14 protein-coding genes are annotated in these 10,869 nt (G+C 64.7%); 5 read left to right on the top strand and 9 right to left on the bottom strand.

The genetic code is table 11. The annotated features are described in order from the left end of the window. Positions 1-604, bottom strand: a 604-nt coding sequence (locus tag QZY06_RS01865) for a ParA family protein (protein WP_367275537.1), incomplete at its 3' end; no start/stop codon positions are given. Between the two features lie 214 nt (positions 605-818). Between QZY06_RS01865 and QZY06_RS01870 the strand changes: the two genes are divergently transcribed. Continuing rightward, entirely contained in the window at positions 819-1,106 is a 288-nt protein-coding gene (locus QZY06_RS01870; RefSeq protein ID WP_295679453.1) for a pyrimidine/purine nucleoside phosphorylase, read from the top strand. On the opposite strand, the gene QZY06_RS01875 is transcribed toward QZY06_RS01870, so the two are convergent. Both QZY06_RS01875 and QZY06_RS01880 read right to left on the bottom strand, forming a co-directional pair. Then, a complete protein-coding gene (locus tag QZY06_RS01875) occupies positions 1,107-1,742 on the bottom strand; it encodes a response regulator transcription factor (protein ID WP_295679454.1) in 636 nt (211 codons plus the stop codon). Continuing rightward, a complete protein-coding gene (locus QZY06_RS01880) occupies positions 1,735-3,207 on the bottom strand; it encodes a PAS domain-containing sensor histidine kinase (RefSeq protein WP_295679455.1) in 1,473 nt (490 codons plus the stop codon). Before QZY06_RS01880 ends, QZY06_RS01875 begins: the two co-directional genes overlap by 8 nt. A gap of 142 nt (positions 3,208-3,349) precedes the next feature. Between QZY06_RS01880 and QZY06_RS01885 the strand changes: the two genes are divergently transcribed. Together QZY06_RS01885 and QZY06_RS01890 are read left to right on the top strand one after the other, a co-directional pair. Next, complete coding sequence (locus tag QZY06_RS01885; protein ID WP_295679457.1) at positions 3,350-4,258, top strand: bestrophin family protein; 909 nt, start codon at positions 3,350-3,352, stop codon at positions 4,256-4,258. A 56-nt stretch (positions 4,259-4,314) separates the two neighbouring features. Continuing rightward, positions 4,315-5,310 (top strand): universal stress protein, encoded by a 996-nt coding sequence (locus QZY06_RS01890; RefSeq protein ID WP_295679459.1) that lies wholly within the window; start codon positions 4,315-4,317, stop codon positions 5,308-5,310. A 7-nt stretch (positions 5,311-5,317) separates the two neighbouring features. Here the strand turns inward: QZY06_RS01890 and QZY06_RS01895 are convergent, their stop codons facing one another. Beyond that, complete coding sequence (locus QZY06_RS01895; RefSeq protein WP_295679461.1) at positions 5,318-5,821, bottom strand: histidine phosphatase family protein; 504 nt, start codon at positions 5,819-5,821, stop codon at positions 5,318-5,320. Positions 5,822-5,889: 68 nt separating this feature from the next. Between QZY06_RS01895 and QZY06_RS01900 the strand changes: the two genes are divergently transcribed. After that, positions 5,890-6,330, top strand: coding sequence for a thioredoxin family protein (locus QZY06_RS01900; RefSeq protein WP_295679464.1), 441 nt, complete (start codon positions 5,890-5,892; stop codon positions 6,328-6,330). Between the two features lie 7 nt (positions 6,331-6,337). Here QZY06_RS01900 and QZY06_RS01905 read toward each other — a convergent pair whose 3' ends face one another. From QZY06_RS01905 to dusA, 5 genes are all read right to left on the bottom strand, one after another. Further along, entirely contained in the window at positions 6,338-7,009 is a 672-nt protein-coding gene (locus tag QZY06_RS01905; RefSeq protein WP_295679466.1) for a class I SAM-dependent methyltransferase, read from the bottom strand. 67 nt (positions 7,010-7,076) lie between these two features. Then, positions 7,077-7,394 carry an SCP2 sterol-binding domain-containing protein gene (locus QZY06_RS01910; protein WP_295679468.1) on the bottom strand — a complete coding sequence of 106 codons (318 nt, stop codon included), beginning with the start codon at positions 7,392-7,394 and terminating at the stop codon, positions 7,077-7,079. A gap of 70 nt (positions 7,395-7,464) precedes the next feature. Further along, positions 7,465-7,758 (bottom strand): hypothetical protein, encoded by a 294-nt coding sequence (locus QZY06_RS01915; protein WP_295679470.1) that lies wholly within the window; start codon positions 7,756-7,758, stop codon positions 7,465-7,467. Then, a complete protein-coding gene (locus tag QZY06_RS01920) occupies positions 7,755-8,474 on the bottom strand; it encodes a UDP-2,3-diacylglucosamine diphosphatase (protein WP_295679472.1) in 720 nt (239 codons plus the stop codon). Before QZY06_RS01920 ends, QZY06_RS01915 begins: the two co-directional genes overlap by 4 nt. Further along, positions 8,471-9,526: a tRNA dihydrouridine(20/20a) synthase DusA gene (gene dusA / locus QZY06_RS01925; protein ID WP_295679475.1), complete on the bottom strand. Its 1,056-nt coding sequence runs from the start codon at positions 9,524-9,526 to the stop codon at positions 8,471-8,473. Before dusA ends, QZY06_RS01920 begins: the two co-directional genes overlap by 4 nt. 362 nt (positions 9,527-9,888) lie before the next feature. Between dusA and QZY06_RS01930 the strand changes: the two genes are divergently transcribed. Beyond that, positions 9,889-10,719 carry a transporter substrate-binding domain-containing protein gene (locus QZY06_RS01930; protein WP_295679477.1) on the top strand — a complete coding sequence of 277 codons (831 nt, stop codon included), beginning with the start codon at positions 9,889-9,891 and terminating at the stop codon, positions 10,717-10,719. Positions 10,720-10,869: the final 150 nt, after the last annotated feature.

Raw genomic sequence — 10,869 nt, forward strand, 5'->3', positions numbered from 1 at the left:
CGACCACGCGCTGCGGCAGTTTGGCGCGGCTCTGGAACTGGTTGACGATGATGCCTTCGATGCTCAGGTCTTCGTTGTGGTCGGCGCGCAGTTCGTGGATGTTGTCGATCAACGTGTACAGCGCCTGGCGCGAGAACTCGTCGCAATCGAACGGGATCAGCACGCGGTCCGCCGCGATCAGCGCCGAGCGGCTGTAGAAGTTCAGTGCCGGCGGCGTGTCGATGAACACCGCGTCGTAGCCTTTCAGCTTGTCCAGCGCCTGGTTGAGCTTCTGCACCTTCTGCTTGGCTTCGAGCTTCACCTGCAGATCATCGAGCCGGGTGCTGGCGGCCACCACGTCGAGATTCTCGAACGGAGAGTTGGTCGCGTAGGTCACGAACGGCGGCGACTGGATCGAGAAGCTCAGGGTCGCTTCGAAGAAATCGGCGATCGAGCGGTCGGCAGTCTGGGCCAGCGGGCCGAGCAGGTACTGCGTCGAATTGCCCTGGGTATCGAGATCGATCACCAACGTGCGCAAGCCGCGCGAGGCGGCGATCGCGGCGAGATTGCAGACGATGGTCGTCTTGCCGACGCCGCCTTTCTGGTTGAACACGACACGACGGATCATCGAAGCCTCGGAGCGTGGAAGCAGCGCAAGTGCGCGCACCGATTATCGCCAGATTCGCAAGTTTTTGCCGCGCTGCAACAAGTGAGCGCGGCGGACGCTTGCACGAGGCCGGCGACTGCCGTCAGGATGCGCGCCCACCGGCCGGCAATGCCCGGCATCGCTGGCCGGCCCGGGAATCGTCGATCACATCAACCGAGCAGAGGATTGCAGCATGCTGAAGCACAACAGCTACTTCGAAGGCGCCGTGCAGAGCGTCGGTTACCAGCGCAACGGCCTGCGCGGCTCGGTGGGCGTCATCGCCCCGGGCGAATACCACTTCGGCACCGAAGCGGCCGAACGGATGACTGTGGTCAGCGGCCTGCTGCAGGCCAAGCTGCCGGGCTCGGACTGGGCGAATTTTCCGGCCGGCACTTACTTCGAAGTGGGCGCCAATTCGGGCTTCGATGTCCGCGCCGTCGGCGGCCCGGCTGCCTATCTCTGCGAGTACTTCGTGGCCTGATCAGATCAGATCGCCGTAGCTCTGGATCACCACCATCACCAGCTGGCTGCGGGAACGCACGTCCAGCTTGTTGAACAGCTGCTGGAACGTGGCCTTGATGGCGCTTTCGGAGCTGGCCAGCTGACGCGCGATCTGCTTGTTGGAATGGCCCTGAAGCAGGCCGCGCAGCACGGCGCGCTCACGCTCGGTGAAGCTGACCCGATCGGGTGCCGTGCTGGCGGCAACGATCGACTGCAGATAGCGCTGCTCGATCAGCACCTGACCGAGCGCCACGGCGTGAATGCTGGCCTTCAGCTCGTCCGGTGACACTTCCTTGCGGCAGATGCCGGACAAGCCGAGCCGGATCAGCTCCAGCGCGTCGCGCTCGGGCAGGCCGGCGGTGACCAGCAGCGCGGCACCGGCACCGGGCGGGCGGCGGCGCATGAAGTCCAGCGCCGTGTGCTCGCCGAGATCGTAGTCGACGATCACAACATCGGGCCGCAGTTGCGCAATCTCGGCCAGCCCCGGTTCGAGCAAGCCGGATTGACCGACCACGACGAAGCGCGGGTCAGCGTCGAGCAGGCGCAGCAGGCCTTCGCGGAACAGCATGTGATCGTCGAGCAGATAAAGCCGGATCGCTGCGGACGCCTCAACCATGAGCGGTCTCGCTGATCGGCGCCAGCGGCAGCAGCAATTCGAAGCAGCAGCCGCTGTCGCCCGGTACATGGCGAAGCTGGCCGTCCTGATGAGTCATCAGCGCGCGCGAGATGTAGAGCCCCAGCCCAGAGCCGTTCGCGCCCGAACGGAACGGCTGGAACAGATGCTCCGGCTGCGCGAGGCCGGGACCGGAATCGAGCACGCGCAGCACGGCGCGGCCTTCATCGATATGGGCGCTGAGCTGCAGCAGGCGAGGGCTCCGATCGGAGACCGCGCGCAAAGCGTTCTGCGCCAGATTCAGCAACACCTGCAGCAGGGCATGGCGATCGGCTCGCACCGGCGGGAAATCCGGCGGCACCGCGATGTGAACTTCGCCGTCGATGTCTGCCCAGTCCGGCGCGATGATCACTTCCAGCTCGGTCAGCAGGGCTTGCAGGCTGGTCTCGCTGACCGAAGGGCTGGCTTGTTTGCGCAGATCGAACGAGGCCAGTTCCAGCAGCGCCTGAACCAGACTGCGCAGGGCGGCGAGGTCGGGATCGTCCTGCATCGCCGGATGGCGGGACAGGTTGGAGCTGACCACGCTGGCCGCCGAGCACAGGTTGCGGATCTCGTGCGAGACCGCGCCGGCGAGCAGCCGGTTGTACTTGTTCAGATCCTGGAAGTGCGCGTATTCGCGTTCGCGCACTTCATCGGAAACGTCGACCACGATCGCCGCCAGATGCCGCGTCTCGCGCTGGCCGTAGACCGAGAACCAGATGGTCGTCGGAAACGAGCTGCCGTCGGCGCGCAGGCCCCAGGTCGAGGTCGAGGTGCGCATGCCATCGACGTTGGCGCTGACGGATAAGGCGTCACTCAATACCGGCAGATAGCCGCGCACCGGTTCGCCGATCAGTGATTGGCCCGGATCCAGATCAAGCATCTCGTGCGCCGCGCGGTTGGCGGCGACGATGCGGCCATCGCTGGCCACGGTGAGGATCGCGGCCGGGCTGCTCTCGGCCAGCAGGCGCAACTGGCGTTCGGCGCGACGGCGCAACTGCTGCTCTGCGCGCAGGCGCGCGTAGTGGCCGAAGACCATGCGCCGCGTACGGCTGATCTCGGCAACCAGCAGGCCGCAGCCGGCATAGGCGACGGTGGCCATGAAGAAGCGCAGCGCCTGCTCGACCGTCTGCTCGTTCATCACGAACAGACCACGCAGCCCGGCGCAGGCGACCGCTGCCATGACGATCTGCCGCCGCGTCAGCACCGTGGCTGCCAGCACCACCGGCAGGATATAGAGCAGGCCCAGCGATACGCCGAGGCGCGAATACCATTCGGAGATGACCAGCAGGACGAGCATTGCCAGCGACAGCCACAGGGTCGCGCCGTAGCCCAGTTTCACCACCTGGCCACGTATTTCGAACGGCAATCTCAAGCGCTCCATGCGGCGACTCTCGGCTGGCGGATTCAAGCTCAGATCGGCTTTCAATCACGAGGTTCCGGAACCTATCGAAAGATAGCTTCGATGCATCGTCCGGCCGATTCCGGGCCGACGACGGATGCCGTTTCGATAGCAGACAGGCGAGCCGCCTCGGCCTGTAATGGCGCCACGACTTGCTTCGGGTGTTCCCATGATTCTTCGAGACAGCATTCCTCTTCAGCGGCTCTGGCCGCGAACCTACAAGCGCCTGCTGGTGCTGGTGGCCTTCGATTGCGCAGTGGCGGCGCTGTACGTGTTCGGCGATTGGCACTGGCTGTCTCTGGATGCGCTGCCGCTCGGCACGCTCGGTTCGGCCCTGACCATCTTCCTGGCCTTTCGAGCCAATGCGGCCTATGGCCGCTGGTGGGAAGCGCGCCAGCTCTGGGGCCAGCTGGTCAATACCTCGCGGGCACTGTCCCGCCAGGCGCTGACTGCACTCGATGTCGATACCGCCAACCCTCAGCAGGTGGCGCTGCGCAACGACATCGTCATGCACCAGATCGCCTTCGTTCATGCCCTGCGCTGCCATCTGCGCAAGCAGAATCCGTTTCCCGAACTGGCCGGCGTGCTGGGCCGCGCGCAGACCGATGCGCTGCGCGGCTACGGCAACGTTCCCAACGCGCTGACCCTGCGGATGGCCGAGCAGCTTCAGCAAGCGCGCGAGCTGGGCATGCTCGACAGCCTGCGCTGGAGCTCGCTCGACAGCAGCCTGACCACGCTGGCCAACATTCAGGGCTCCTGCGAGCGGATCAAGAACACGCCGCTGCCGCGCCAGTTCAGTTCGCTGCCGCGGGTGCTGGTCGACGCTTACTGCTGGTTGGTGCCGCTGGCCCTGGTCGCCGGCCTGGGCATCTTCACGCCGGTTGCGTCGGCGCTGATCAGCTTCACCTTGATCGCCATCGATACCGCCAGCGGCGCCATCGAAGACCCGTTCGAGAACACCGTCAACGACACGCCGATGACGGCGCTGTCACGCGGTATCGAACTGACGCTTCGCGAAATGCTCGACCAGCGCAAGGCGCTGCCCGAGGTCCGTGCCATCGACGGCTTCGTCTACTGACGCCGCCTCGTTTCCATCCCCTCAGATCCCTCAATCCCGTCTGCCCAGGAGTTGCCATGTCCCCCATGTCCCACACCGCGAACCCGCATCTGATCTTCGCCACCAATTTTTCCGAGGCCTGCCATGCCGCCATTCCGATGGTGGCGCAGTGGGTCGATTCGCTGCAGGCCAAGCTGACCTTGCTGCACGTCCATGGCCGCGGTGCGCAGGCGCAGGCTTCGCGCGCGCTGGATTCGTTCTTCGCTGAGTCCGCCCACTATCCGCACAGCGATCGGCAACTGCTCAGCGGCGCCACGGCGGCGGGCATCGCCGAGTTCTGCAGCCAGCATCCGCAGTCGATGCTGGTAATGCCGCCCAGCGTGCGCACCTATCTGCCGCGCCCGTTTCACAGCTCCCTGCGCACCGAGGTGCTCCGCCAGGTCACGACACCGATGCTGACCATGCTGCCGGACACCTACGCAGTGCCCGAACTGCCGAAAACCGGTGGCCGCGTCGCCTGCTGGATCACCGGCGATGAAACGCGTCTTGACCACGTGCGTGAAGCCGCGTCACTGGCCCGTCAGCGCGATGCCGAACTGCATCTGCTGTTCGTGCTGCCCGAAGTCAGCGAAGGCCTGATGCTGGAAGCGCTGTACTCCGAACGGCCACTGGCCGAGCCTGCGGCCATGCAGCGTCTTGACGATATCGCTGCGAGAGTCGGCGACGACGTGCGGGTGCGAATCCAGATCGGTACCGGCGATACCCAGCGCACCCTGGCGAAGCTGCTGCGGCAGTGCCGCGCCCAGACGCTGGTGGTCGATCGCGATACGGCGGTGCGCAAGCGCCTGCTGCGCACCTCGTTCGCTTCGGCGCTGCGCGAAAGCCCGTGTCTGCTGATCTGCGTACCGCCGCGCTTCAAGCAGCAGAACGATCTGCTGCCGCCGCCGAATGCACGGCAAGCACTTGAGGAGAAGGCGCAGCGGCCGTCGCTCGTGGTCGCGCGCCGCGCGATTGCCCAGTCGCGCCGCTCATGGCTGGCTGCGGACTGGTCATCGGATTTCGTCCCCGCTTGAGTCCGATCTACTGCTGGCCTTCCTTGGCATAGCGGAAGGCCAGTACCTGAGCGCTGCCGGGTACGATGTCCTGCCAACGCTCCTCCTCGAAGCCGAGGATGACGACACCGCAAGTCGGCAGTTCGATGAACGGCAGCGGGCCGTCGACGAGCAGGCGGGCGACATCGGTGAAGCCCGGATTGTGGCCGAACATCAGCACCTGGTCATCGGCCTCGTCCAGCGTGTTGATCAGGTGCAGCAAGGTACCGGGCGTGGCGTCGTAGATGCGCTTCTCGATGCGGATCTGCGCTTCCGGCAGCTCGAAGGTTTCAGCGAACAACTGGGCCGTGGTCAGCGCCCGGACGGCGGGGCTGGCAATCATCCGGAACGGCGGCGTCAGCATGCCTTGCAGCCGCAGCGCCATGATCGGCGCATCGCGACGGCCACGCGGATTCAGCGGACGATCGAAATCGGCGAGCATCGGGTAATCCCAGCTCGATTTGGCGTGGCGGATCAGGATCAGGCGTTTCATGGGCGCGAGATTACCGGAAGCGGATTACCGCTTTCGGAATGCGTGGGAATGGGGAGAGAGACCTGCAGATGAATCGCAAATGGCTGCGTTACGGTGCTTATGCACTGGTGCCGGTGGCGCTGTATTTCGTCAATGTCGAAGTCCAGACCCGCCGTGGCATCGCGGCGATGGCGGCGACTGAACTCGAGTTTCGACCATTGGCCGCAGCGCTGGTTCAAGCCAAAGCCGAAGGCAAACCGGTGCTGGCTGATTTCTCCGCGATCTGGTGTCCGACCTGCCGCCGCCTGCACACCGAGGTGTTCAGCGATCCGGCCGTGAAAGCCGCGATCAACGCCGGCTACGTGCTCAGCGGCATCGACTATGAATCCGCCGAGGCGCCGGCCTTCATGGCCAGATACGAGGTCAGCAGCTTTCCGAGCCTGCTGGTGCTCGATGGCGATGGCGCCCTGCTGCGCAAGCTGCCGATCACGTTCGATCCGCTTGCGTTTGCTGCGGCCCTGAAACCTTAGGCGAGCATTAGTTGCGCAGATAGACATCGAAGCGCAATTGCGTGCCTTCGAAGCGCAGCGAAGGTTCTACAGCCGCCAGCGGCGGCGCTTTCGACGGCCGTTTCACCACCACTCGATGACGCGCCGCGAACAGCGCCGGCGCCAGCAGTTCGTCGGCATCGGCATCGCCACCGGTGAGGTCGCGCAGGATCTGCATTTCCTTCGACGGCAGTGCCGCCTTGCCATCGTCCGGGTACATCGGATCGAGATGAACGACGTCGAAAGCCGCGCGGTTCTCCGGCAGCGCCATGAACGCGCAGGCATCGGCTTCGATGATCGCGATGCGTTCGCCGATCGCCTGGGTCGCCGACGTGGCGAGCACGCGGGCGAGGGCATCGCGCAGCAGCGCGCAGACCGTCGGATTGCGTTCGACCAGAGTCACGCGGGCGCCGAGTGCCGCCATCAGATAGGCATCGCGGCCCAGTCCGGCGGTGGCATCGAGCACCTGCAGCAGGCCGTCTTCCGGCTTGCGCGGCTTGTGCAGGCCGATCGCTTTGCCGAGCGCCTGCTTGCGGCCGGCTCCGATGCGGCGGCTGACATCGGCGGTCAGCCAGTCGGCGTGGATCGCGCCGTATTGCGGGCGATGCAGTGCCCGCAAACACAGATATTCGCTGCCACGTTCGGCTTGGGTTTCGAGCACAAACGCCCGCTCAAAAAAAGGACCCCGGGCCTCGCGGTCCGGGGTCTTCATGCTCGGCGGCTGCCGATCAGCCAAGCTTCGAAGCGTCGAAGAAGCTGGTCATGCGCTGCGCCAGCATCATGTCGCCGTCGAGCTGCAGCTTGCCGGTCATGAACGCGGTCATGCCGTTCAGATCGCCCTTCAGCAGCGAGACGAGATCGTCGTCTTCCATCGTCAGGGTGACGTCGGCATTGGCCGCTGTGCCCTGGTCGAGCGAGCAGCTGCCGCCCTTGATGGTCAGGTAAGCCGGCGACGAGATGGCGAACTGGACGACGGCATCGGTGCCGGCGGCGGCACTGGCATCAAACGCGGCGGGGAGTTTCTTCAGGAAGTCGATGGCGCTCATGGGGGTGCTCCTTAAAGGGAGCCGCATCCTACTCGGGCCGCTGCCGTGATGTAAACAACTGTAAACATAATTACCGAACGTCCGAGCCGAGCGAAGCCGTCATCAGCGACCGAACCCGTGCCGCGGTTGCCGCCGACAACAGTACCGGCGCGATCGAGCTGCGATACAGCCGCCCCTGCACGGTCATGCTTGCAGCAAGGCCTTCTGCCGTGCGGTGATCGAGCACGACGTAGTCCGTCCCCTCGGCCAGATCGCCGGCCATCGATTTGAAGGCGCGGAACGCCGAGCCCTTGGCCAGGCCAGCCGCTTCGTCGAGTTCGCGCATCGATAGCCAGCCGGAGTAATCATTCGTTCCGCTGCTCATGCGGTGATGGGCAGCGTCTTGCGCTGCCGGCCGCTGGCGTCGATCTGCAGGTACTCGCAGTGTCCCGGCTGCCAGTCCGCCAACACCAGACGTTCCACCCGGCGCCCGTCTATATCGAGCACGTGCAGTGCGGGTCGATGGGTGTGGCCATGAATGATCCGGGCGACGCCGTGCTCGGCAAATGCGTTCCGGATCGCATCGGCATTGACGTCGAGTATCGCTGCCGGCTTGTTGCGCGTGCCATCGCCCCGCGCCTGTCCAGCCACCTTCTGGCGCCAGGCGCGCGGCAGGCGCCGGTAGATGAACTGTGCCACCGGATTGCGCGAAAAACGGCGCCAGCGCTGATAGGGCAGATCATCCGTGCACCAGATGTCGCCATGGCTCAGCAGGGTCGGCTCGCCGGCCAGATCGACGATGATCGGATCGGCCAGCAGTTCCAGTCCGGCCGCTTTCGCGAACGCGGCACCGAGCATGAAGTCGCGGTTGCCATGTTGATAGCAAACCCGGACGCCGCTGTCGCGCAACGCGCGCAGTGCCGAGGCTTCCTGGCGGTAGTCGGCCAGACCTTCGGCATCGCCGATCCAGACCTCGAACAGGTCGCCGAGGATGTAGACCGCTTCAGCCTCGCGAGCCGGGCCGGCAAGAAAAGCGAGAAAGCGTTCGCGGAGTGGCGACGGCGTGTTCGGCAGATGCAGGTCGGACAGCAGGAGAATCACGCGGCCGCGCGATTGCCGACGTTGGCTGCGGCCCGTTCCACTTCGGCAAGCGCGGCTTCGATGGTGTCCCAATCCGGTTCGCGGCTGGCGTCATGCTCGCTGAGCACGCGCCGGAACTGCTTGCCGCCCGGCTGGTTGCGATAGAGCCCGAGCATGTGCCGGGTGATGTGCGGCAGGCTGTTGCCGGCTTCCAGTTCGGCGTGGATGTAGTCGTACATCGCATCGACCACTTCCACCCGCGTCGGCGCCGGCCGGGTGTCGCCAAATAGTTTCGAATCGACTTCGGCGAGCCGGTACGGGTTCTCGTAAACCTCGCGGCCGAGCATCACGCCATCGACCTGCTTCAGATGAGCCAGGCACTCATCCATCGTGTGGATGCCGCCATTGATGACGATGGTCAGCGACGGGAATTCCTGCTTCAGGCGGTAGACCGTGTCGTAGCGCAGCGGCGGAATCTCGCGGTTTTCCTTCGGACTCAGGCCGCTCAGCCAGGCCTTGCGGGCGTGGACGATGAACGTGGTGCAGCCGGTCTCGGCGATCGGTTCGATGAAATCGCGCAGGAAGGTGTAGTCCTCGCTGTAGTCGACACCGATGCGACACTTCACCGTCACCGGCAGGCCGCTGGCTTTCTTCATCGCCAGCACGCCGGCGGCGACCTGCTTCGGGCCCATCATCAGGCAGGCACCGAAACCGCCGTCCTGCACGCGATCGGACGGGCAGCCGCAGTTCAGATTCAGTTCGTCGTAGCCATATTCCGCACCCAGTTCGGCGGCATTGGCGAGCAGCGGCACGTCGCTGCCGCCGATCTGCAGGGCCACCGGATGCTCGGCCTTGTCGAAGCGCAGGTGGCGCGGCACATCACCATGGCGCAGCGCGCCGGTGGTGACCATTTCCGTGTACATCCGCGTGTGGCGGGTCAGCTGGCGATGGAAGAAGCGGCAATGCCGATCCGTCCAATCCATCATCGGTGCCACGCAGAAGCGCCATGGGTTGTGCGAGCCGGCGGGGCTTGCGGATTCCGTCGTCGGGGCGGCGGCGCTGGACAGGTCCATCCTGATTCCTTGTAGGTCGCGGCGCAGCCTTGGCTTGCCGGATTGAAAGCCGGACACTCTCTGATCGAGTGTTCCGGGTGCTGCAATGCCTCGGGTGGCGTGAACTGCATCACTGGTTGGGAGACCAGTTCTGCGTTGAAAGTTTCAAAAGACGGCAAAAACCGGGCCGAATCAGCCACAAGGATAAAGACTTAGCCCCCTTGCAGTACACCGGGCAGCGATTGCGCGTTGAGCGTTGGGGCACATCGGGACGCAAATCGAACGCAGCCGGACCACTGTCAGCGAGGTTTGCGACCCATCGGCGGCAGCCGGAACAGCGGCCGATGTAAGCTCGAATCGAACCCGAAACCGACACTCCGCCGATGCGCCACGCCCTGCTGCTTGCTCCCTTGTTCACCTTGCTGCTCGGTCTGTTCGGCGCGCCCGCAGCGCATGCTGCCGATCAGGCGCTTTGGGAGAAATCGACCCTCAACGAGATCATCAAGCGTGGCGAACTGAGAGTCGGCCTGGAAGCCGGTTACCTGCCGTTCGAGATGCGCGACAAGCGCGGCGAGATCATCGGTTTCGATGTCGACCTGGCCAAGCTGATGGCGCGCTACATGGGCGTCAAGGTGAGCTTCGTCAACACCCAGTGGGACGGCATCATCCCGGCGCTGCTAACCGACAAGTTCGACATCCTGATGTCCGGCATGACCATCACACCGGAGCGCAATCTGCAGGTGAACTTCGCCAGGCCTTACATCACCATCGGCCAGACCATCCTGCTGGCGAAGAAGCACGCGGACACGGTGAAGTCGGTCAAGGATCTCAACGACCCGAAATACGTCATCGCCACCAAGCTCGGCACCACCGGCGATATCGCCGCCAAGCGCTTCCTCGGCAAGGCCAAGCTGAAGACCTTCGAGACCGAAGCGGATGCCGCGCTGGAAGTGCGCAATGGCCGCGCCGATGCGTTCGTCTACGACCTGCCGTTCAACGTCGTCTACATCGCGCAGTTCAAGGACTCACTGGTCCATTTGAAGGAGCCGTTCACCAAGGAGCCGCTGGGCTGGGCGGTGCGCAAGGGCGATCCGGATTTCCTGAACTGGCTGGATCATTTCCAGGATCAGATTCGGAATGATGGGAGTTATGACGCGCTGTATGGCAAGTGGTTTGAGGGGGTGGCTTGGTTGGCGAATGTGCAGGGGGGGTGAGAGGCCGCATTACTTGGCTATGCGACGCACATCGGCCATGTTAAAGGAAGGGCGCCCCGCGGCATGCCGCCGACTCGCGAGAAGCAAAGGCGCGAGTCGGTTCCCTGCGCTTCTCGCGCTCTCCGGGGCACCGCGCCGACAGGCCATCCA

The organism is uncultured Nevskia sp., assembly GCF_903885465.1.
GTDB lineage: Bacteria > Pseudomonadota > Gammaproteobacteria > Nevskiales > Nevskiaceae > Nevskia.